The sequence below is a fragment of the Rhodococcus sp. NPDC127593 genome (assembly GCF_042671975.1).
Lineage (GTDB): Bacteria > Actinomycetota > Actinomycetes > Mycobacteriales > Mycobacteriaceae > Rhodococcus_F.
Genome location: NZ_JBHXWI010000003.1, coordinates 16,852 through 39,571, shown reverse-complemented (window position 1 = coordinate 39,571; position 22,720 = coordinate 16,852). Strand labels below are relative to the sequence as shown.

Here is a 22,720-nt window from a genome sequence, read left to right as displayed (position 1 = left end):
CTGCCTGCTGGATTCGCAGGATGGGGTACAAACAGAATGACTGTGGGCCACGTCACAGGTCTTGACACTTCCGGACATGCTTTTAGCATTTCCCGACACCGCTTTCCCGGCGAGAGGGGAGTTGACCCCGTGGGAAGTCTGATCCGGGCCACGAACCTCTGGGGATACGGCGACCTGATGCGCGAGCTGGGCGCCGACCCGGAGTCGTTCCTCGCGCGCTTCCACATCCCACCGGGAGTCGAGCACGAGGAGGACGCGTTCGTGTCGTTCGAGTCGGTCGTGCACGTGCTGGACGCGAGCGCCGCCGACCTGGGGTGCCCGGACTTCGGGCTCCGGCTCTCGCACTGGCAGGGCTTGGACATCCTCGGGCCCATCGCCGTGATCGCGCGGAACGCGCAGACTGTGCACGGTGCATTCGAGGCGATCGCCAGCTACTTCTACGTGCATTCGCCCGCCCTGAAGCTGACCGTCGGGCCGCGCACTGCAGGGGGCGACGTCCGGTTCGTCTACGAGATGACGGAACCGTCCATGCCCTATCTGCCTCAGGGGTATGAGCTGGCAATGGCCAACGGCGTCCGCATCCTGCGGCTGCTGGGCGGACCGGACGCACGTCCCTCGATGATCTCGTTCGTGCACGACCAACTCGGGTCGGACGCCGCCTACCGGGATGCGCTGGACTGCCCTGTCCTGTTCGGACAATCGTGGTGCGGGTTCGAAATGCCCCGCGCCCTGGCCGACCGCCGGATCGACAGCGCAGATCCGGAGACCCGGCGCATTGCCACGAAATATCTGGAATCCCACTACCTGCCGAGCACCGCGGCGCTGTCCGAACGGGTGGCCGAGCTGGCCCGACGTCTACTGCCCACCGGTCACTGCAGCGCCGAGGCCATCGCCGACCAACTGTCGATGCATCCGCGCACGCTGCAACGACGCCTGGCCGAGGAAGGTGTGCGATGCCAGGACCTCATCGAACGGGAGCGTCGCGACCAGGCGGCGAGATACCTCGCCGAACCGAGATTTCATCTCAGCCAGATCGCCGGACTGCTCGGGTACACCGAGCAGAGCACCCTCAACCGTTCGTGCCGGCGGTGGTTCGGGAAGACGCCGAGGCAGTACCGGGCCGACCTGCACCCGTGAGTACTTGTTAACCGCGGGCGGTTAACAAGTACTCACGGGTGGCGAAGCCGCACTACTTGACGCCACCAGCGGTCAGGCCGGACACGATGCGGCGCTGCAGCAGCAGCACGATGATGACGAGCGGGATGGTCACGACCGTTCCCGCTGCCATCACGGACGTGAACGGCTCCTCGTGCGGCTTGCTTCCCGCGAACTGTGCGATCGCGACGGTGGCCGGCTGGGTCACGTCGTTCGACAGCTGGCTGGAGATCAGGTATTCGTTCCACGACGCGATGAACGCGAGGATCGCGGTGGTGAACAGTCCCGGTGCGGCCAAGGGCAGCAACACCATTCGGAACGCCTGCCGCCTGCTGGCCCCGTCGATCCGGGCCGCCTCCTCGAGTTCCCACGGCAGTTCCTTGAAGAACGCGGTGAGGGTGTAGATGGTGAGGGGCAGCACGAACGAGATGTTCGGGATGATCAGCGCCTGGTACGTGCCGAACCAGCCCATCGACGTGAACAGCTGGAACAGGGGTGTCAGGACGGCGACGCCCGGGAACATCGACGCGGCCAGGATGATTCCGAGAACGACGTGCTTTCCCCGGAACTGCAGTCGCGCCAGCGCGTACGCGGTGCCGACACCGACGACCAGACCGATCGCGGTGGTGACGGCGCCGATGATCGTGCTGTTGACGAGTGCCCTGGCGAAGTGGTTGCCCGCCTCCGTCGAGAACACGCTCGCGAAATTCTCCAGCGTGACGTGGGTGGGCCACGGGGTGGTGTCGAACGTGTAGTCGGAGTGGCGGAAGGCGGTGACCACCATCCAGTAGACGGGGGCCAGACCCCAGACGACGATCACCGCCAGGCCCAGGTAGGTGCGGATGGAGGCGAGCGACGGTCCCCGGCGCCGGCGTGCCACCGTGGCCCGGGGAATCCCCGGTGTGACGACTGCTGTGGACATGGATCAGGCCTTTCGCTGCTGCTCTTGGGTGTCGATCACGTTGACTCCCATCACCTTCACCAGTACGTAGGCGACGGCGAAGATGAACAGGAACGTGATCGTGGAGAGGGCGGACGCGCTGTTGAAACCCTGGCGCATCTGGTCGATCACCAGGATCGACAGTGTGGTGGTGGCCGTGCCGTCACCGCCACCGCCGCCGGTGAGGATCGCCGGGAGGTCGTAGATCCGCAGGACGTCGAGCACCCGGAAGAGGACCGCCACCAGAACGGCCGGCTTGATGAGCGGCAACGTGATCGACCGGAACCGCTGCCACGCATTGGCGCCGTCCATCCGCGCCGCCTCGTACACCTCGGCGGGCACCATCTGCAGTCCGGCGAGGATCAGCAACGCCACGAACGGTGTGGTCTTCCAGGCGTCGGCGATCACGACGGCGAACCGGGCCGGCCACGTGTCACCGGTCCACAGGATCTCCGTGCCGAGCAGTTTGTTGGCGATGCCGTCGTACGCGAAGACGAAGTACCACAGCTTCGCGGTGACGGCGGTCGGGATGGCCCACGCGACGAGGATGCTGGTGCGCAGCAGTGCCCGACCGCGGAACGCCCGGTTCATGATGGTGGCGAACCACAGTCCCAGCGCGACCTCGACGGCGACCGTGGCGACGGTGAAGAACACGGTGACCCACATCGACTGCCAGAACAGCGATCCCAGCGTACCGCCGGGGCAGGACACGGACGCTCCGGTCGTGTCGGTGCACCGCTGGAACAGCCAGTGCGTGTAGTTCGACAGACCCGCGAAGCCCTGGTCGACGAACTTGCCGGTGGCGGGGTCGATCGTCGGGTCCTTGAACAGCGACATCACCATGGCGCTGACCACCGGGTACAGAACGACGATGCCCAGCAGGATCATGGTCGGCAGGATCAGGAACATCGCCGCCTTGCTGGGCCCCTTCCGCGGTTGCGCGGGCTCCGGTGCGCCGGACCTCGCGCCGTCCCGACGTGGGGGAGCGGGCGTCTTCTCGAGTGAGAGTTCGTGAACGGTCATCGGCTGTCTCCTCTAGGACCCGGCCGCGGCGATCGCGGACTGGATGTCGGCGGCGGCCTGGTCCACCGTCTTCTCGCCTTTGATCGCGGCGTAGGCGTTGTTCTGCACGGCCCGGGTGACCGCGGGATAGAACGGGGTGACCGGACGGGTCACGGCGTTCTCGATCGACGTCTTCAACGTGGGGAGGTACGGGTACTGCTCGATCAGTTCCGGGTCGTCGTAGACGTCGGCGCGAACGGGGGCGAGCGATCCCTGCGAGAGGAAAAATGCCTGTGACTTCTTCTCCAGGAAGAACTTCAGGAAGTCCGAGGCGGTCGCCTTGTGCTCGGAGTACACGTTGATCGCGGCGCTGTGCCCGCCGAGTGTCGAGTGACCGGGTCCGCTCTTCCCCGGCAGCGGCGCCACCGCGAACTTGCCCGACACGGCGGAACTGCCCTGACCGTCCATCAGGCTGTACGCATACGGCCAGTTGCGCATGAACAGCAGGTCGCCGCTCTGGAACGCCTGCCGTGCCTGCTCTTCCTGGAACGTGACGGACTCGCGGGGGATGGCACCCGAACGGTAGGCGTCGACGAGCGATTGGAGCCCCGCCTTGGCTTCCGGGGTGTTCATCGTCGGGGTCACGCCGTCCGGTCCGAGAATCGACCCGCCCGCGGTGTTGATGGCCTCGGACGCGTTGACGGTGAGCCCCTCGTACTTGGCGTACTGCCCGGCGTAGCAGCCGATTCCGGCCTGCTGCGCCGTCCCGCACGCGCCGAGGAGCTCGTCCCAGGTCGCGGGTGGATGATCCACCAGGTCGGTGCGGTAGTAGAGCAGGGCGCCGTCGCTGGTCTGCGGAGCCGCGTACAGGACGTCCCCGTACGTGGCCCCCGCGACCGTCGCGGGAAGCAGGCCGGATGTGTCGATCGCCATCGGGCCCTCGAGCGGTTGCAGCCATCCGCGGGCCGCGAACTCGGCGGTCCACACGACGTCGACGACAGCGACGTCGTACCCGGAGTCGCGGGACTGGAAGTGCTGCACCAGGTCCTCGTGCTGCTGGTCGGCCTGGTCGGACTGCTCCTTGAACGTCACCTCCTCACCGGGATGGGTGGCGTTCCACTCGTCGATCAGCGGCCGGACGACGTTCGAGTTGTCCTTGCCCTGCACGTAGGTGATGGGCCCGCGGCCGTCCAGGTTCTGCTTCTCCGCCTGCGCGGCGGCGTCGATGCCCTGATCGGCGCAGGACGTCGCCGCGAACAGGACACCGACGGCCACCGCCGCGGCGGCGACGCGCTTCATCGCGATTCACCCGTTCCCGGTTCCGACAGCCACACCGCGGCGTCGGACGGGAGCGCTCCGCCGGTGATGCCGGCGACCGAACCGAGCACCACGGTCGACCCCGTGGGAAGTGCGACCGGCTCGGTGCCGGTGTTCACCCAGCACTGCACTGCGCCGCGCGCGAACGCGAGCACATCCGGGGGAGTGTCGAGCCACTCGACGGCATGCGGGGTGTCGAAGAACTCGCGTCGCAGTTTCAGCGCCTCGCGGTACAGCGTGAGGAAGGACTCGGGGTGGCCGGCCTGCGCTTCCGCGGTGTGCGGGGCCCAGTGCCCCGGCTGCGGAAGCCACGTGTCTTCCTCCGCGTCGAACGGGGAGAAGCCGTACGGCACTGCGTCGTTCGACCACGGGATCGGGACCCGGCAGCCGTCCCGGCCGCAGTCGGTGAAACCGGTCTGGAACCACGTCGGATCCTGGCGGACGTCGTCGGGAAGGTCCTCGACCTCTTCCAGTCCGAGTTCCTCGCCCTGGTAGATGTATGCGGTGCCCGGCAACGCCAGCTGCAGCAGCGCGGCCGCACGGGCGCGACGCCTGCCCAGTTCGTGGTTCGGTTCCTCGAGCGCCCAGCGGGCGCGCTCCCAATCGGTTTCGACCAGGTGGTCGGGCTGTGAGCGGGAGTAGCGGGTGACGGTGCGGGGAACGTCGTGGTTGGAGAGCACCCACGTGGCGGGTGCGCCGACGGTGGCCGCCTGCTCGAGTGCGTCGTCGATCACGGCGCGGATGCTCGTGGAACGCCAAGGGGCGCGCAGGAAGTCGAACTGGAACGCGGTGTGCAGCTCGTCGGGGCGCAGGTAGCGGGCCAGCCGGTCGTTGCCGGGTACCCAGGCCTCGGCGACGAAGACGCGGTCGGCGTAGGCGTTGGCAACGGCCCGCCAGCCCCGGTACACCTCGTGGACGGCATCCTGATCCCAGGCGGGGTGGGGGTCCGTGTGCTGCGAACCGGGAAGGCGCTCACCGGCATCGGGGAGTGCGGGATCCTTGGCCAGGCCGTGGGCGACGTCGATCCGGAAGCCGTCGACGCCCTTGTCGAACCAGAAGCGCAGGATGTCCTCGAACTCCGCACGGACCTCGGGATGCTCCCAGTTGAGGTCGGGCTGGGCGGGAGCGAACAGGTGCAGGTACCACTCGCCCGTGTCCAGGCGGCTCCACGCGGGACCACCGAACGCGCTCTGCCAGTCGTTGGGCGGCTCGTCGCCTGCACGGCCGCGGCCCGGGCGGAAGATGTAGCGGTCGCGTGCCCCGGGCTCGTCGCGGAGGGCGGCCTCGAACCAGCGGTGCTCGCTGGACGTGTGGTTGGGCACGATGTCGAGAATCACGCGGATCCCCAGCTCATGGGCCTCGGCGATGAACGCCTCACCCTCCGCGAGCGTGCCGTACGACGGCTCGATGTCGCGGAAGTCGGCCACGTCGTAGCCGGCGTCCGCCATCGGCGACGGGTACCAGGGATTGATCCACACGGCGTCGACGCCGAGGTCGGCGAGGTAGGGCAGCTTGGAACGCAAGCCGGCGAGGTCGCCGATGCCGTCGCCGTTCCCGTCGGCGAAGCTGCGGATGTAGACCTGGTAGACGACGGCCGTCTTCCACCAGGCTTCGGGGTGCCGGCTCGCGACGGTGGTTGCGGTCGACTCCACGGACTGGGTCATCGAATCTCCTCGGTGCGGGGATGGGATGGGATGGGTGAATGTGATGCGTAAACGTTTGCGTAAATAGCGTGAGGCACGTCACAGGGGGCTGTCAACTCGAACAGGGTGATTTCTTTTCCGCACTACAGCGCCAGGGATTCTGTGAGGAATCTACGCAAATATTTGCGTTGCTCGCTTACTGTAAGAACGTGATCCCCAAGCAGTCCGTCAACATGGCCGACGTCGCGCGTCGCACCGGAGTCTCGATCGCCACCGTCTCGCGCGCGCTGCGCGGCGAACGCGGCGTCTCCGAAGCGACGCGACTGCGAATTCAGCGGGTCGCCGACGAGTTGGCGTACGTCATCTCACCCGAGGCGTCGAAGCTGTCGGGCGGCGCGACGGGCCGGGTGGCCGTCGTGGTGCCGTGGATCGACGCCTGGTTCTATTCGCGGATTCTCGCCGGAATCGAACACGAACTCCGCGCCGCCGACCTGGACGTGATGCTGTACTGCCTCGAGGAGTCGTCCCAGCGCGAATCGTTCTTCGAACGGCTTCCCTTGCGCCGCAAGGTCGATGCCGTCATCGCCGTGGCGTTTCCGCTGACCGGGCCGGAGCGGGCGCGGCTCGAGGAGATGGATGTGACCGTGGTCGTCATCGGCGCGCACGCCGGTGGGTTCCCGTCCGTCCGGATCGACGACGAACTGGCCGCGCGACAGGCCGTCGGGCACCTGATCAGGATCGGCCACAGCCGGATCGGAATGATCCGCACCGTGGACCCGGAAGGTCTGTCCTGGGAGGGCGACATCGCCCGGGTGGCGGGTTTCCACGCCGCGCTCGCCGACGCCGGACTCGGCGACGACTGCACCGTGACCGTTCCCTGGGGAATCGAGGGCGGCGAGCGCGGCATGGAGCTGCTGCTCAGCCGTGCCGAGGTGCCCACCGCGGTGTTCTGTCATTCCGACGAGGTCGCCGTCGGAGCGTTGCGCACGCTGCGACGTGCGGGGATTCCCGTTCCGGCCGGGATGTCGGTGATCGGGATCGATGATCACCCGACGGCCGAGCTGGCAGATCTGACCACGGTGCGGCAGCCGGTCGGCGAGCAGGGGGCGGCTGCCGGCCGGGTGGTCGTGGAACTGCTCAGTGGACGGGAACCGGCAGAACGGGCGGTCGTGCTCCCGACCCACCTGGTGGTTCGGGGCTCGACCGCCCGCCCTGCGGAACTCTGACGTCAGCGCACGAGACGCTCGCCCGCCGCGTCGGTGGCGAAGATGTGCGAGTGGGCCTCGTCGACGCGGACGTGCACGACCTGGCCCTTCTCGGGTGGGTTGCGCCAGTCGACTCGTGCGACCAGGTTCTCGGTCCGGCCGTTGACGGTGGTGCGGCCGAACACGAACGCCTCGGAGCCGAGTTCCTCGACGACGTCGATCTCGAGTTTCAGTCCGCCGGAGTCGGCGATCTCGACGTGCTCGGGACGGATCCCGAAGATCACTTCACGCCCGCCCGCCGCGGTGAGGGCCTCGCGGGGGACGGGAACCAGCTGGTCACCGATCTGCACCCCGCCGTCGGTGACGGGCACGGTGAACAGGTTCATCGACGGCGAACCCATGAATCCGGCGACGAAGACGTTCGCGGGCCGGCGGTAGAGCTCGCGCGGGGACGCGCACTGCTGCAGCACCCCGCCCTTGAGGACGGCGACCCGGTCGCCCATCGTCATGGCCTCGACCTGGTCGTGGGTGACGTAGACGGTGGTGGTGCCGAGGCGGCGCTGGAGCTGGGCGATCTGGGTGCGGGTCTGCACACGGAGTTTCGCGTCGAGGTTCGACAGCGGCTCGTCCATCAGGAACACCTGTGGTTGCCGGACGATGGCGCGGCCCATCGCCACACGTTGCCGCTGGCCGCCGGAGAGGGCCTTGGGTTTGCGGTCGAGATAGGCGCCGAGGTCGAGCATGTCGGCGGCGTCCCCCACACGCTTGCGGATCTCGGCTTTGTCGTTGCCGGCGAGTTTGAGGGCGAAACCCATGTTCTCGGCGACGGTCATGTGCGGGTAGAGCGCGTAGTTCTGGAAGACCATCGCGATGTCGCGGTCCTTGGGTTCGGCGTGCGTGACGTCGCGGCCGCCGATCAGGATCTGGCCGCCGTCGACGTCCTCGAGTCCCGCGAGCATCCGCAGGGACGTGGATTTCCCGCAGCCGGACGGGCCGACGAGGACGAGGAATTCGCCGTCCTCGATGTGCAGGTCGAGTTGATCGACCGCCGGGACGTCCGAGCCCGGGAAGAGCCTGGTCGCGCGGTCAAAGGTGATTGTTGCCATGAGAAATGAATCCCTCCACCGGCAGGAACGTGCCGGACGATCCGAGTGTCAGGGGCGAGTCGGCTTGTGCCGACGGGAGAGAACTATGGCGCAGATCACAGGGCTTGTCCACTCGGGCGTGCGGCGGCCGGCGGGTTTCCGTCACCGCGTCGCCGTCGCCCCACTGCCACTCCGGACGAACGGGACGCTCGTTGCGTCAGATCGAACGAGCGTCCCGTTCGTCCGATCGCGAAGCGGCCGATCGGGGGCTGACATACCCACCACTTTGTTCTCAGAAAAACCAAAGTACGTATTGATAACGAGCTAAAGGTCCTCTAGTGTCAGCGTGACACCGCTCACTCGGAGATTTGAAGAGGACACGAGACATGGCTCTGACAATTGGCATCGACGTGGGTGGCACGAAGATCGCAGCCGGCGTGGTCGACACCGACGGAGTCATCCACCGGATGGTGCGTCGTGACACCCCGTCCCACGATGCGCGCCGTGTCGAGAATGTCATCGCCGAACTCGTCCGCGAGCTGGCGGATACCCACGCGGTGCAGGCAGTCGGCATCGGCGCGGCCGGCTTCGTCGCCGCGGACCTCAGCACCGTGCTCTTCGCCCCCAATCTGGCCTGGCGTAACGAGCCTCTGGGCGCGGTGGTCGAAGCGGCGTGCGGACTGCCGACGGTGGTGGAGAACGACGCCAACGCCGCGGCGTGGGGCGAGGCACGCTTCGGGGCCGGGCGGACAGGGCAGACCGTCGTCGTGCTCACCGTGGGAACCGGGATCGGCGGCGGCATCGTCATCGACGGCGTCCTCCATCGCGGCAAGTTCGGTGTGGCCGCGGAATTCGGGCATCTCAACGTCGAACCGCACGGCCGCCGCTGCGGTTGCGGCAACCACGGCTGCTGGGAGCGTTACGCCAGTGGGCGGGCACTCGTCCGCGAAGCGCAGGATCTCGCGAACGTGTCGCCCGGTTTCGCCGCCGACCTTCTCGCCCGCGCCGGCGGACGGGCGGACGCCATCACGGGTCTGCACATCACCGCGGCGGCGCAGGACGGTGACCCCGCCGCGCTCGAGTGTTTCCGGGTGATCGGTTCTTGGCTGGGTCACGGCATGGCGGACATCGCGGCGTTCTTCGACCCCGACCTGTTCATCATCGGCGGGGGAGTCTGCGAGGCGGGCGAACTGCTGCGCGGTCCCGCCGCCGCCGCGTTCGAGAACCGTCTCACCGGACGCGGACACCGACCGGTCGCCGAGGTGCGACTGGCTGAACTCGGCGCGAACGTCGGCATCGTCGGCGCCGCCGATCTGGCCCGGGAACGAGTTCTCGGGCTCGCACACAACGGCTCACGAGTATCTGGAGGAGTGCAATGTCCAATCGGTTGAGTCTTCCCATTCCGGTCGCCGAGGTGTGGGACTGGCAGAGGGACGCCGCGTGCCGCGGCTACGAGTCGTCCACGTTCTTCCACCCCGACCGCGAACGTGGCCGGGCACGCGAGATGCGGGACTTCCGCGCCAAGATGATCTGCCGCGGATGCCCCGTGCTAGTACAGTGCCGGGAGCACGCGCTCAGTGTCGGTGAACCGTACGGCATCTGGGGCGGGCTCTCCGCGAACGAGCGCGAAGAGCTGCTCGCCAATCACCACGGCCGGGTGGACGAGGCCGTCGCGGAATCCTTCGGATTCGATCTGGCGCGCCAGGCCTGAGCGCGAGCGGTCAGCTTCCGGCAGGCAGCATGACCACTCGGCTGTTGTCGGTGTCCGCGACGTACACGTCGCCTCGGCTCGACACGGCGATCCCCTCCGGCTGGTCCAGCCCGGAGAACGGGAGAACCTGCTGCTCGTCCGAACCGGCGGCCAGCCGCAGAATGCGATTGTGGTTCTGATCGATGGCGTACACGGTTCCCTCGTCGTCGACCGCGACACCACCGACGCTCTGGAGGTCGGTGAACGGCAGAAAGCTCTGGGCGTGGGTGGCGGCGTTCCACGCGAGAACCTTGTTGGGCGTGCCGACGTAGAGATCCCCGTGTTCACTGACGGCGACGGCGAACGGGCCGATCACCGTCAGCGGCACCGCGACGGGCGCCGCGGTGACGTCGTGCAGGGCCATCACCCGATTGTTCAGCGTGTCGGCGACATACAGCGTGGCGTCCGGTCCGAGTGCGATTCCGAACGGCTGGTCGAGGCCGCCGAACGGCATCGGTACCTGGGTGCTGCCGTGCAGCATCGTCACGGTGTCGGTCACGAGATCGGAGACGTACACGTCGCCGGACGCACCGACCGCGACTCCCTGCGGAACCTCGAGTCCGGTGAAGGGAAGAACTGTCTGCTCGTACGTCCCGGCGCTCACTTTCAGGACCTGTTTGGCCGCGCTGTCCGCGATGTACAGGTCCCCGGTGCCCGAGACCGCGAGCCCGGCCGGACCCTGTAGACCGGTCAGCGGGAGCACGACCTGCGCGCTCGTCGACTCCTCGCCCGGCCAGGCGACATAGGCGACGGCGGCGGCAACGAGGACGCCCGCCAGCAGAACGACGAGCAACCAGCGCGTCCGCCGCCCCGCAACCGTCGTCGGTTTGGTGGGCGCCGCCCCCGCCTCGGTGTCGGGACGGGTCACGTCCGGACTACTCGCGCGGGTGGTCGAGGCGGGGTCGGCCAGGGCAGCAGGCCGGGTCACGTAGCCGGGCTCGGTCCACTCGATCGCGCGGACGGCATCGCTGAACTCACGACAGGTCGAGTAGCGCCCCTCGCGGTTCTTGGCCATGGCGCGCGCGACGACCGCATCGAAACCGGCGGGCAGCCCGGGGCGCACCACGCTCGGCCGGGGGATCGGTCCGTTCAGATGCCCGTGCATCACCGAGGACGCCGTGTTACCGGGATACGGTGGTTCGTTGGTGAGCAGGTGGAAGAAGGTGCAGCCCAACGCGTAGATGTCGACGCGATGGTCGAGTTTCTCGCCCTCGATCTGCTCGGGCGCGGCGTAGTGCAGGGTCGCCACCAACATCCCGGTGCGGGTCAGCTGATGCGTTTCGTCCAGTGCCTTGGCGGTGCCGAAATCGGTGAGCAGCACCCGTTCGGGGTCGCCCGGCGCGAGCAGGATGTTCGCCGGCTTCACGTCACGGTGCAGAATCCCGGCCTCGTGGGCGTGGTCGAGTGCCTTCCCCGTCTCGTTCACGATGTGCACGGCGCGCTCGACATCCAGCGCACCGGATCCGAGCGCTTTCCTGGCGTCGGTGCCGGGAACGTACTGCATCGCGATCCACAATCTGCCGCCTTCGCGTCCGCGGTCGTGGACAGTGACGATGTTGGGATGGTCGAGATGTGCGGCGTGGTCTGCTTCCGACTCGAATCGTGACCGGACGTAGTCGTCGTTCGTCCACGACGTGTCGAGCAGCTTGAGGGCGATCTTGCGCGGCAGGTTGGGATGCTGGGCGAGGTAGACGGTGCCCATGCCGCCTCGTCCCAGAACCCGTTCGATCACATAGCCGGCAAACACCGTTCCCGGTTCGAACTCGCCGCTCACATCGGCTTCACCGCCTCCCGGGACCCTCCAACCATTGAACCCCGCCGTCAGGTCAGTCCGGTAGCCGCCGCATCTCGATGACCGTCAGTCCCAGCGCGTCGAAGCGCGCCAACATGCCCCGGAGATCCGTCGGGCTGTCGACCGGGCCGTAGAGCGTGGTGTCACCGGTCGTGACGTCCGAGACGTCCAACTCGGGGAACGCGGCCAGCACGCGATCGGACAGGGCGCCGCTGATCAGGAAGGCGTACCTGACCTTGCCGGGCCAGTTCGATTCAGGACGCACCACGGCGGGCTCCTTCATTCGCATCGTCGTTCCAGAACTCGGTCAGCCGTAGATTTCAGGGTGACCGACGGAACGGCAACGCGCCTCACCCGCAAGTGGTGAACCGGCTCAGAGCAAGCCGTTGTGTTGCGCGGCGGCGATGGCGTCGCGGCGGGACGTGACGCCGAGTTTGCGGTAGATCCCGCGCAAATGGGTCTTCACGGTGTTCACCGACACGCACAGATCTGCCGCGATCTGCTCGGCGGTCCGCCACGACGGAAGCTCCACGAGGAGTTCCAGTTCGCGGGGAGTCAACATGTCGGACGCGGCGCTCTCCGACCGCGGGAACGACGCCCGGAGCCTCTCCGCGAAGGGTTCGAGGACACCGAACCGGCCGGTGCTCCGCACGAGCAGTTCTCGGATCTGTGGTCCGCAGTCGTGGAACGGGCGCAACACCGACTGTGGCTCCGCGAGACGCAACGCCTCGGTGAGCGCGCTGTGGGCACGTGAATCATGTTTGCGGGCAAGCGCGATCGATGCGTCCACGAGCCACACCGCGATCAGGTTGGTTCCCGCCGCGCACTCCAGTTCACCGTCCAGGACGGGTTGGAGTGTCTTACGGGCCAGGTCGAGGCGATGAAGGTGCAGATGGACGATCGCCTCGACGAGCGCTGTGTCGCCGGTGGGTCCGAGGAGGGCATGCGTCTCGGTCGCCAGCTCGTGCGCCCACCCGGTCTCACCGGCGGACAGATACGCGTACTGGATGGCGGGCAGCAACACCGCCCGGATCCCGGGTGGTACCGGCAACGAGGACGACACGGGGCTCTCCGCGTGCAGCGTCGTCACCGAACTGTGCCGGTGTCCGGACTCGTCGAGACCGAACAGCGTGGCGGCGCCGTCGGCGAAACTCGCCGTCCCGGTGTTCGCGCGCCGGAGCGCCTCGGCGGACTCGGCGGCGAGACGGGCGGCATCGGGGTCCATCCGGATGTAGCGGCACCAGGAGTCGATGAGCTTCGTCAACTGGAATGTCGGATCGCTCGTTGCCGAATGCGTCCGGCCGATCGTGAGTGCCTCGTCCGCCAGTGCGGATGCCCGCACCACGTCCCCCCGCGACATCGCGATGCCGCCGAGAGTCCCGAGGCAGTACATGACGCCCAGCGACGCATCGCCGAGTCGAGCGTGAGCCAGCGACTTCCCGAGCACGACCTCCGACTCGTCGTTCCGCCCCAGGAACAGCAGCGCGCGCCCTTCCTGGAGCAGGACGAACGCGTCGAGGTCGGGATCTCCGCTCGATCCGACACCCACGCTGCGCAGCCGGTTCAGGGCGGTCTCGATGCCGCCGGTGCCGATCGCGGTCTGCACCCGGAGCGATTCGCGGAGCAGCAGGTGTAACCGGGACTCGGCGGCGCCGTCCACCAGCAACCCCGACCGCCTGCGGTCGAGAAGTTCGAGGGTGGACGTGGCCACCGGGATGTTGCCCGATGCGAGCGCCGCGGCGGCGCGGATGAGCCGCGCAGACGGGTGGTCCTGCGAAGAGCGAGGTGCTCGCGTGAGAAGCCGGTCGACGGCCTCCCCATGACCTCCGACGATCAGGGCCAACGAAGTCCGGGCGAGCAGCGCCACGATCTCGTCGTGATCACCGGAGTTCACCGCGTGTTCGAGTGCGAGCAGCCCGTCCCCGAATTCGTCGTGCCAATGGGCGGCCGTCAATTCGAGATGCTCGACTTCGACGTGTCCGATCCGGCTGATCTCCGCCCGCAGATAACTCCGCAGAAGCGGGTGGTAGCGATAGTGCGTGGGGCTGTCGGTGATTCGGCTGATCAGGAAATTGTGGTGCTCGAGCCAGTCGATGTTGCCGTGCGCATCCGTGCAGCCGGTGAGCTTCTCCGCGAGTTCGACTGTGAACGAGACAGGTACGGACGTGCGCAGCAGGAACTCGCGCATCTCGTCGGTCTGGCCGGCGAGGACCTCCTCGATGAGATAGTCGGCGACGGCCCGGCGGTCGCCCGTGAACTCGGCGATCAATCGGCTCGGGTCCGGGTGGCCTTCCAAAGACATTCCCGCCAGGCGAATTCCGGCCGCCCAGCCCTCCGTGCGATCCATCAGCGCGTCGAGATCGTCCGGACTCAGTACGACGTCGTGCTCGTCGAGCATCTCGGCCGCCTCGTCGGACGTGAACGCGAGATCCTTTGCCGTGAGCGTGAACAGCTTGCCGTCCAGGCGAAGTCGCTGCAGCGCGAGGGGCGGCTCGAACCGCCCGATGATGACTGTCCGCAGCATCGGAGGTTGCCAGCGCATGAACGACTCGAGGTCGGTGAGGACGTCGGTGTCGCGGAGGAGGTGGGCGTCGTCGATGACCATCCAGATGTTTTCGCCGAGTTCGTGCAACGCGGCCGACAAGTGCGCGCCGAGGTCCGGTGACTCGGAATCGAGCCCGGCGCATGTCTTCTGCAGGCGAGGATTTCCGGTGTCGGTGAGTGAGCGGAGGATCGCCCGGTGGACGACGTCGAGGTCGTTGTGCCGCTCCTCGATCGTGAGCCAGGCAATGGTCGGAGCGTCGTCGGCGGCGAGCACCTCCCGTGCCCAGTCGGCCACGGCGCGCGTCTTACCCGACCCGGCCGGTGCGCAGACGAGCGCCACTGGGCATGGGTGGGCGTCGTCGGTGAGTGCTTCGGTGAGCATGGTGTGCAGGCGGGTCCGGGTAACCGTCCGACCCCCTGCACTCGAAGGTATTCGAGTACTCAGATGAAATTCCCCGAGAGGTGCTGCCGTCACGCCGACCCCCAATTCTCGCTGCACCGAGAAACGATCTTCGACAAACGCCAATCCCCGACGCCGTCGGCCGGTGGGAGTATTTTAGCGAGAATGCGTTGTCTTGTGTGGGTGAACGTATTTTCCGGCTGCGGCGCCCGTGCGCCGTTCTGGTTGTCCCAGCTACCAAAACGGCGCACGGGCGCGGAGTGCCTACGGCGTGACGATCGGGAACGTGTTGTCCGGTGCGTCGAGCAGTTCGGTGAGGACCAGCAGCTTCGACGGGTCGCCCGTCACGTCGATGCCCTCCAGTCCCTTGCCGGCGAACAGTCCGAGCAATTGCATCTTCGTGAGGGTCAGCGAGACGTCCGGTTGCGTCGTGGTCTTCGGCGCGAGCGTCTGGATGAGCGCACCGTTGGACAGCGTGGTCCGGTAGTGCGCTTCGGGTTCGGTGAAGTGCCACTCCGCGACGAGGGACTTGTCCCAGGCTCGTGGGCCGTTGATTCGGAGGGCGACGGAGTCGAATATTTGCTCGATCGTCAGGGCGCTCAGCATGTCTGCGCCGAGGTCGCTGAGTGGCGGTGCGGTGATTCCGCCGCGCAGTTCGAGGGCCCCGGTGAGGTAGAAGTTACGCCACGTCGCGTTCTCGGCACCGAACCCGAGTTGCTCATACGTGCGGGCCAGTAGGTCCTTGGCTGCACCGTCGGAGGGGTCGGCGAAAACGGCGTGCTTGAGCAGTTCGGCGGCGAACCGCAGATCGCCTCGCTCGAGGTATTGCGTCGCCTTCGACCGGACCTGTTCCTGGCCGCCCATGCACTGGACGTAGCGTGTGGCCGCGTTCTCGGGCGGATGCTGCCACAGCGACGTCGGGTTGCCGTCGAACCAGCCCATGTACCGCTGGTAGATCGCCTTCACGTTGTGGCTGACGGATCCGTAGTAGCCGCGTGCGTGCCAGGCGCTTTCGAGCGCGGGTGGCAGCGGGAAGTCCTCGGCGATCTCGATTCCCGTCATCCCCGCGTTGAGCATTCGCAGCGTCTGGTCGTGCAGGTACTGGTACAGGTCGCGCTGCTGCGACAGGAATGTCACCACCCGGTCGCGACCCCACGTCGGCCAGTGATGGGAGGCGAACGCGACGTCGTAGTCGCCGTCGAACATCTCGATCGCCTGATCGAGATATCGCGACCAGGCGCGGGGATTCCGGACCAGCGCGCCCCGCAACGTGAGGAGATTGTGCAGATTGTGGGTGGCGTTCTCGGCCATGCACAGTGCCCGGTGGTCCGGGAACAGGAAGTTCATCTCGGCGGGGGCCTCGGTTCCCGGCGTCACCTGGAAGATGATCCGGATACCGTCGACGGTCTCCTCCTGACCGGTGTGGGTGATGTCGACGGTCGGTGGGATCAGTCCGGGCCGACCCGTCGAGGTGTTCGTTCCGAGCCCCGCCCCGAGGTGCCCGCGCGGACCCTTGGGGAGCAGCGGTCCGTACATGTAGGTGGCGCGCCGGCCCATTGCAGTTCCGGCATAGATGTTTTCGGAGACCGCGTGTTCGAGGAACCCCTCGGGGGCGAGGATCGGGACGTCGCCGCGACCGTCCGGGAGTACGCCGACGACACCGCCGAAGTGATCGATGTGGGAGTGCGTGTAGATCACTCCGGTGACGGGCCGATCGCCACGGTTCTTCCGGTACAGCGCGAGCGCGGCGGCCGCGGTGTCCTGCGAAATCAGCGGGTCGATGACCAGGACACCCGTCTCGCCCTCGACGATCGTCATGTTGGACAGGTCGATACCGCGTAGCTGGTAGATGCCCTCGGTGACCTCGTACAGACCGTCCTTCGCGCACAGTTGCGACTGACGCCAGAGGCTCGGGTGGGCGGTGTCCGGACAGTCACCGTTCAGGAACGAATACTCCTGCATGTCCCACACCACGCGACCGTCCCCGTCCGTGACGGTGCAGGGGTCGAGGCGATCGACGAAACCGCGGTCGGCGTCCTCGAAATCGGTGGTGTCCGAGAAATCGGGTGTCATGATTCTTCCTTTTCGTGTCTCGGTGGGGCAGGGGCAGTGACCGGTGGAGGAGGAGGGGGAGCGCTGCTGAGGATCGTGTTCACCCACCGCGTGGACGGGTCGATGTCGATCAGCAGCGCCTTCGCCATCAGGGTCAGCGGGATGGCCAGGATCGCGCCGAGGGGCCCGAGGATCCACGTCCAGAACACCAGCGACAGGAACGTGAACGTCACGGACAGGCCCACCGCGTCACCGACGAACTTCGGCTGGATCACGGACTGGATGATGACGTTGATGACGCTGTACACGACGATGACCGTCAGCATCAGTCCCGGACCACCCTGGAGCAGCGCGAGCAGGGCGGGCGGAACGAGCCCGAGGACGAAGCCGACGTTCGGGATGTAGTTGGTGATGAACGACAGCAGTCCCCACAGGATCGGCAGCGGAATCCCCAGCGCCCACAGTGCCCCGGTGTCGATGACGGCGACGATCAGTCCGAAGACCGTGGACACGATCAGGTACTTGCGGGTGCCGACGGAAAAGGCGGAGAGAGCGGTGGCGATGTCGGGGCGCATCTGAGTGACGATCCGCATCCGCGAACCGTAGGAGCTTCCGTCGACGGCCATGAACAGCAGAAGGGCGAGGACGAACAGCAGATTCGAGAAGACACCCAGCATCGCCTGCAGGATCCCCTCCACGAGACCGAACACCTTGCTGTAATCCACCTGGGAGAGCAGGGTCTGGGCGTCGGTGGAATTCACACCGTTGCTGTTCAGGAAACTCTGGGCGCTGTCGATGAGGGCGGTGAAGTCGTCCGCGTACTCCGGTAGAAGCGTGGCGAGCTGGGCGACCGACAGGGCCAGCGACAGCACGAGGACGAGAATGATGCTGTTGACGACCAGGATCGCCGCGATCGTCGCGAGCCAGGCCGGGACACCCTTCCGGTGAAGCCATTCGGGCAGCGGGTGAACCGCGACGGTGAGCATGAGAGCGAGGAAGATCGGGCCGACTATCGACGCGGCCACCTGGATCCCCGCGACGGTGACGACCAGCGCGGCCAGGCCGAGAATCACGATCAGGCCCCGAGGCATCGACCACCGAGAATCCGGCGCCGCGCCGGATACGTCCTGCGGATCGGTCATCGCGTGTCCCTTCGCAACAATCGGCCAACCGGGATGCCCCGAATCGACTGTCGCACCCGGCCGACGACGACACATCATCCGTTGCAGATGAGGATCACCCGGCGCGGATGATGCCGACACGCCCCGAGAAGCCGCACGATTCCACTGTTCGAGTACATCCTTTCGAGAAGGGCATGGACATGACGACAACTCCGGAGTCCAGGACCACCAGCCCTGTCAAACAGGGTTTTGCCGCAGGAACGTCGCTGGCAGCGGCGATATTGCTGCTGACCGTCGGCGTGATCTCCTTCTTCCAGGGCATCGCCGCGGTCGCCTCCGACAACCTGCTGGTCATCGGCGTCGAGTACACCTACCAGTTCGACACCACCGCGTGGGGATGGATCCACATCCTTCTGGGCGTCATCCTGGTCATCAGCGCGATCGGCCTCATGACGGGCGCCACCTGGGCCCGTGTCGTGGCAGTCTGCATCGCCGCGCTGTCGATCCTCGCGAACTTCCTCTGGCTGCCCTACTACCCGCTGTGGTCGATCCTGATCATCGCGCTCGACGTCGTCGTGATCTGGGCGGTCACCACCTGGGACACCGCCAGGGACTAGGACGATGACGACGTGGTGAGCTCCGCGACCGGCACCTGGCCGGTATTCGGCTCGCTGCAGGAGTATCGGAAAGGATGGGTCAGGCCCGACGTCATCGCGGGCCTGACCGTGTGGGCCGTGCTGGTCCCGGAGGCCCTTGCCTACGCGACCATCGCGGGAGTTCCCCCTGTCGTCGGTCTGTACGCGGCGATACCCGCCCTGGTCCTCTACGCGGCGGCCGGCAGTTCCCGGCATCTGGTGGTCGGGCCGATGTCGGCGACGGCGGCCCTGTCGGCTGCCATCGTCGCGCCGCTCGCCGGGGCGGACGGCGGCAAATACGCGGCCCTGACAGCCGTGCTGGCGATTGCCACCGGCGTCGCCGGGCTGCTCGCGGGGCTCCTCCGACTGGGCTTCATCGCGTCGTTCATCTCGGAGCCGGTGCTGAAGGGTTTCATCGTCGGGCTGGCTCTGACCATCATCATCGGGCAGGTGCCTGCCCTCCTCGGAGTGGAGAAGGAACACGGCAACTTCTTCGAACAGGCCTGGGGAGTCATCACCCACCTCGGCGACGTCGCTTGGGGCACACTGGTCGTCGGTGTGCTCAGTCTCGTCGTGGTTCTCGGATTCAAGAGGTGGCTGCCGCTCGTACCGGGCTCGCTGCTGGCCGTCCTCCTCGGTATCGCCGCGGTCGCCGTGTTCGGTTTGGACGGTCGAGGTGTCGACATCGTCGGGCACATCGACTCGGGTCTGCCGTCGGTGGGACTGCCGGGCGGTGTCGGGTTCGACGACTACGTCGACCTTCTCGGGCCTGCGGTCGGCGTGCTGCTCATCGGGTTCGCGGAAGGGCTCGGTGCCGCGAAGACGTATGCCGCGAAAGAGGGCTACGAGGTGGACGCCAACCGGGAGCTCCTCGGCCTCGGCACCGCCAATCTCGGCTCCGGATTGTGCTCGGGAATGGTGGTGAACGGCAGCCTCTCCAAGACGGCAGTCAACGGCGGGGCGGGCGCCAAATCGCAGGTCAGCGGGCTCGTCGTCGCGGTCCTCACCGTGGTGACCCTGCTGTTCCTCACCGGACTGTTCGAGAAGCTGCCCGAGGCGACGCTTGCCGCGGTGGTCATCGCCGCCGTCATCGAACTCGTCGACATCTCCGCGCTGCGCCGGCTCTACGGGGTGTGGACCGAAAGGCTCGGCAGCATCTACGGATATGCCGCGCGCGCCGATTTCGCGGCCGCCCTCGCCGCAATGGTGGGCGTGCTCCTGTTCGACACCCTGCCGGGACTCGTCATCGGCATCGGCGTGTCCATGCTGCTGCTGCTCTACCGGGCGTCGCGTCCCCACGTCGCGACGCTCGCGAAGGAAGGGTCGCTGTGGGTGGACGCCGAGCGTCACCCCGACCTCCCGACCACACCGCACGTGGTCGTGGTGCGCGTCGAGGCGGGACTGTTCTTCGCGAACGCCGATCACGTCAAGGACCGCATCGAGGACCTGTGCGCCGACGACACACGAGTGGTGGTTCTCGACGCCGAGACGTCGCCCTTCGTCGACGTCAGTGCCGCGCAGATGCTCGCGCAGTTGCGGGATGTGCTCGCGCGCCGGGGAATCGAGCTACGGGTGGCGCGGGACATCGGGCAGTTCCGGGACACGATCCGACACTCGGGTTCGGACGCGACCCCCGTCGGCCTCTACCCGACCGTGCGAGAGGCTCTCGAGGGTGGCGCTGCGCGCCCGTGAGTGGTTGACGAGTCGCTGGACTCGCAGACCACGCACGGGCGGCGGAGCCGCCGATGCTCACACTCGCCGGGTGAAGCCGTGACCCGCCTCGCCGTGGTCGCATGGATCGGAGACCGCGGGACAGGAGACAGTCGTGAGCGCAGGATTGCAGGAACTCGCCGCGAAGGCGTGGGTGTATGGTTTCCCGCTGGTGTTCGACCTCGAACAGGTGAACCGCTTCGTGTCGGAGGGGATGGGGAGCCTCGACGCGGGACCCTTCAACACGTTCAGCCACGCCCGCACGCTCGCCGGGCCGCAGGACACGTTCGTCTCGGTCAACAACGACACCATCTACTCGATCGCCCAAATCGACCTCGGCCACGGACCGCAGTTGCTGCGAGTCCCGGACGCCGGTGGGGCGTACTACGTGCTGCAGTTCGTCGATGCGTGGACCGACAACTTCGCGTACGTCGGCAAACGCGCGACGGGAACGGCGGCCGGCCGTTTTCTGCTGACCGGCCCCGGGTGGTCCGGTGAGGTCCCCGACGGCGCGACGCAGATCGCGTTCCCCACCGCGGTGGGCACCATCGTCGGACGCTGGGCCTGCGACGGCGAGGCCGACCTGCAGCGGGTGAAGAGATTGCAATCTGCCCTCACGTTGGAACCTGTCGGCGACCAGGAACCGGCAGAGGGCCCGCCGGTACCCGACCCGAACGTCCCCGAGGAACTGCAGTTCTGGGAGAAGCTGCGGGTGTACTCGCAGGCGTACCCGCCCGCCGCACAGGACCTCGTCGCGCAGCAGGCGTTCGCGCCGCTCGGGTTGCTCGAGACCGGGCCGTCGCCGTACCTCGAGGCGCCGCCGGACCTCGAGGCGCCGCCGGACCTCGCGTCCGTGCTCACGGCCGGAGCCGCGGCCGGGCATCAATCGCTCGTCACCGCACTGAAATCGGGGGCAGGCGGAGCGGTGGTCAACGGCTGGCAGTTGATGTACCACGCGTTCGACTACAACGACGACTTCTTCGAGATCGGCACCCTCGACTCACCCGAGTGGCGGATCGAGGACCGCTCGAAGGCGCTGGGACTGCGGGCCGGCGCCGCGATGGCGGGACTGTGGGGAAACCACGGCTACGAGGCCGCGTACGCGCCGATCTACCACGACAGCGAAGGCAACGACCTGTCCGGAGAACACGACTACACGCTCACGTTCGCGCCGACCCCGCCGGTCGACGCGTTCTGGTCGATCACCATGTACGACCTTCCGGAGTTCTACCTCGTCGACAATCCCATCGGCCGCTACTCGATCGGTGACCGCACGCCGGGACTGGTGTTCGCGGACGACGGTTCGCTGACCATCACGCTCAGCGCCGCCGCACCGACCGATCCGGTGGCCCGCGCCAACTGGTTGCCGACACCGGCAGTCGGGTTCCGGCCGCTGCTGCGGATGTACAGCCCGAAGCCGGCGGCGTTCGACGGAACATTCGAGATCCCGCCCTTCGTGAAGATTAATTGATCAGGGGGCGCAGGTGAGCGATCTGATCTGGCTGCTCGTTCCCGAGATGATCGGTCTTGTCATCACGCCCGCCGCCGTAGTCGGATGTGTGCTGCTGCTCGAGTCGGCGAACGCGGTGCGGAATGCTGTCTCGTTCGGCTCGGCGTTCCTGCTCGTCTATTCGCAGATCGCCGTCGCGGCTCTTCTCGGCGGGGCGGGTGATCCGTCGGCGACGTCGAAGACGGTGAGCAATTGGGTGGGACTGATCGTCGGTGTGCTGTTCCTCCTCGTCGGCGTCGTCATGCTCGCGCAGAAACCGAAGGCGGCGGGCGAGACACCGAAATGGATGACCGCACTCGAATCGGCCACACCTCGTACGGGCTTCGTGGCCGGACTCGCCCTCGCCACGATCAACCCCAACGTGTTCATCCTGCTGTCCGGGATGACCATCATCTCCAGTTCGCACGTCGGGATCGGGGGTGCGCTCGTCGGGACCGCTCTGCTGCTCGTCGCGGCAATGCTCGACTTCCTCGTCCCGATCGGGATCTACACAGTCCTGGGTGATCGTGCCCGGAAGGGTCTGAGCGCCGCCAAGACCTGGATGGTCCGTCACAATCGGGCGCTCGGGGTCGCGGTGTTCTTCGGCTTCGGCACGCTGTTCGCGCTACGGGGACTGCTCGCCCTGATCTGAGAGCGTGATGAGCTTCGGCCCGGGGCGCGCGTCAGTTCTGGTGACGGTCGTAGAACGTCGCTGCCCGACAAGACACCACCGGTCACGACCTGAACGTCGGCGGCACGTCGCAGTGGGCGCGGATCCAGGCGCTGCGTCGTTCCAGCGCCGAACGCCGCCGACACGTAGTTGTCCCAGTCGGGAAGGAGCAGGGCGCGAGAACACCACGCTCGCCAGCGTGATGACGGC

Annotated in this window: 18 protein-coding genes; 8 read left to right on the top strand and 10 right to left on the bottom strand. The window is 67.1% G+C overall.

The annotated features are described in order from the left end of the window. Positions 1–177: 177 nt before the first annotated feature. Positions 178–1,137, top strand: a complete 960-nt coding sequence (locus ACFVJ3_RS03115; protein WP_378450866.1) for an AraC family transcriptional regulator — start codon at positions 178–180, stop codon at positions 1,135–1,137. Between the two features lie 52 nt (positions 1,138–1,189). On the opposite strand, the gene ACFVJ3_RS03110 is transcribed toward ACFVJ3_RS03115, so the two are convergent. From ACFVJ3_RS03110 to ACFVJ3_RS03095, 4 genes are read right to left on the bottom strand one after another with little or no spacing between them, the layout of a single operon-like run. Further along, positions 1,190–2,077, bottom strand: coding sequence for a carbohydrate ABC transporter permease (locus ACFVJ3_RS03110; protein ID WP_378450668.1), 888 nt, complete (start codon positions 2,075–2,077; stop codon positions 1,190–1,192). Positions 2,078–2,080: 3 nt separating this feature from the next. Beyond that, positions 2,081–3,118: a carbohydrate ABC transporter permease gene (locus ACFVJ3_RS03105; RefSeq protein ID WP_378450667.1), complete on the bottom strand. Its 1,038-nt coding sequence runs from the start codon at positions 3,116–3,118 to the stop codon at positions 2,081–2,083. Positions 3,119–3,130: 12 nt separating this feature from the next. Next, positions 3,131–4,396 carry an ABC transporter substrate-binding protein gene (locus ACFVJ3_RS03100; RefSeq protein WP_378450666.1) on the bottom strand — a complete coding sequence of 422 codons (1,266 nt, stop codon included), beginning with the start codon at positions 4,394–4,396 and terminating at the stop codon, positions 3,131–3,133. Beyond that, positions 4,393–6,078: a glycoside hydrolase family 13 protein gene (locus ACFVJ3_RS03095; protein ID WP_378450665.1), complete on the bottom strand. Its 1,686-nt coding sequence runs from the start codon at positions 6,076–6,078 to the stop codon at positions 4,393–4,395. The genes ACFVJ3_RS03100 and ACFVJ3_RS03095 overlap by 4 nt, the downstream gene beginning before the upstream one ends. A 188-nt stretch (positions 6,079–6,266) precedes the next feature. Here ACFVJ3_RS03095 and ACFVJ3_RS03090 point away from each other — a divergent pair, with 188 nt between their 5' ends. Continuing rightward, on the top strand, positions 6,267–7,283 hold the full coding sequence (locus ACFVJ3_RS03090) for a LacI family DNA-binding transcriptional regulator (RefSeq protein ID WP_378450664.1): 1,017 nt from the start codon (positions 6,267–6,269) through the stop codon (positions 7,281–7,283). A gap of 2 nt (positions 7,284–7,285) precedes the next feature. On the opposite strand, the gene ACFVJ3_RS03085 is transcribed toward ACFVJ3_RS03090, so the two are convergent. After that, entirely contained in the window at positions 7,286–8,368 is a 1,083-nt protein-coding gene (locus ACFVJ3_RS03085; RefSeq protein WP_378450663.1) for an ABC transporter ATP-binding protein, read from the bottom strand. A gap of 365 nt (positions 8,369–8,733) precedes the next feature. Between ACFVJ3_RS03085 and ACFVJ3_RS03080 the strand changes: the two genes are divergently transcribed. After that, on the top strand, positions 8,734–9,738 hold the full coding sequence (locus tag ACFVJ3_RS03080) for an ROK family glucokinase (protein ID WP_378450662.1): 1,005 nt from the start codon (positions 8,734–8,736) through the stop codon (positions 9,736–9,738). After that, positions 9,723–10,058 (top strand): WhiB family transcriptional regulator, encoded by a 336-nt coding sequence (locus ACFVJ3_RS03075; RefSeq protein WP_005253437.1) that lies wholly within the window; start codon positions 9,723–9,725, stop codon positions 10,056–10,058. The genes ACFVJ3_RS03080 and ACFVJ3_RS03075 overlap by 16 nt, the downstream gene beginning before the upstream one ends. Before the next feature lie 10 nt (positions 10,059–10,068). Here the strand turns inward: ACFVJ3_RS03075 and ACFVJ3_RS03070 are convergent, their stop codons facing one another. From ACFVJ3_RS03070 to ACFVJ3_RS03050, 5 genes are all read right to left on the bottom strand, one after another. Further along, positions 10,069–11,871, bottom strand: a complete 1,803-nt coding sequence (locus ACFVJ3_RS03070; RefSeq protein WP_378450661.1) for a protein kinase — start codon at positions 11,869–11,871, stop codon at positions 10,069–10,071. Positions 11,872–11,923: 52 nt separating this feature from the next. Continuing rightward, positions 11,924–12,172: a hypothetical protein gene (locus ACFVJ3_RS03065; RefSeq protein ID WP_005253439.1), complete on the bottom strand. Its 249-nt coding sequence runs from the start codon at positions 12,170–12,172 to the stop codon at positions 11,924–11,926. A gap of 90 nt (positions 12,173–12,262) precedes the next feature. After that, positions 12,263–14,815, bottom strand: a complete 2,553-nt coding sequence (locus tag ACFVJ3_RS03060) for a LuxR C-terminal-related transcriptional regulator (RefSeq protein WP_378450660.1) — start codon at positions 14,813–14,815, stop codon at positions 12,263–12,265. A 282-nt stretch (positions 14,816–15,097) separates the two neighbouring features. Beyond that, on the bottom strand, positions 15,098–16,906 hold the full coding sequence (locus tag ACFVJ3_RS03055) for an alkyl/aryl-sulfatase (protein ID WP_378450659.1): 1,809 nt from the start codon (positions 16,904–16,906) through the stop codon (positions 15,098–15,100). Continuing rightward, positions 16,903–18,027: an AI-2E family transporter gene (locus tag ACFVJ3_RS03050; RefSeq protein ID WP_378450658.1), complete on the bottom strand. Its 1,125-nt coding sequence runs from the start codon at positions 18,025–18,027 to the stop codon at positions 16,903–16,905. The genes ACFVJ3_RS03055 and ACFVJ3_RS03050 overlap by 4 nt, the downstream gene beginning before the upstream one ends. A 173-nt stretch (positions 18,028–18,200) precedes the next feature. Between ACFVJ3_RS03050 and ACFVJ3_RS03045 the strand changes: the two genes are divergently transcribed. From ACFVJ3_RS03045 to ACFVJ3_RS03030, 4 genes are all read left to right on the top strand, one after another. Continuing rightward, positions 18,201–18,623 (top strand): hypothetical protein, encoded by a 423-nt coding sequence (locus ACFVJ3_RS03045; RefSeq protein WP_378450865.1) that lies wholly within the window; start codon positions 18,201–18,203, stop codon positions 18,621–18,623. A gap of 12 nt (positions 18,624–18,635) precedes the next feature. Further along, the gene (locus ACFVJ3_RS03040) at positions 18,636–20,333 is read left to right on the top strand and encodes a SulP family inorganic anion transporter (protein WP_378450657.1); all 1,698 of its coding nucleotides are present in this window, start codon (positions 18,636–18,638) and stop codon (positions 20,331–20,333) included. Between the two features lie 133 nt (positions 20,334–20,466). Then, positions 20,467–21,822, top strand: coding sequence for a DUF1254 domain-containing protein (locus ACFVJ3_RS03035; protein WP_378450656.1), 1,356 nt, complete (start codon positions 20,467–20,469; stop codon positions 21,820–21,822). Positions 21,823–21,835: 13 nt separating this feature from the next. Then, complete coding sequence (locus ACFVJ3_RS03030) at positions 21,836–22,492, top strand: GAP family protein (RefSeq protein WP_378450655.1); 657 nt, start codon at positions 21,836–21,838, stop codon at positions 22,490–22,492. Positions 22,493–22,720 lie beyond the last annotated feature (228 nt).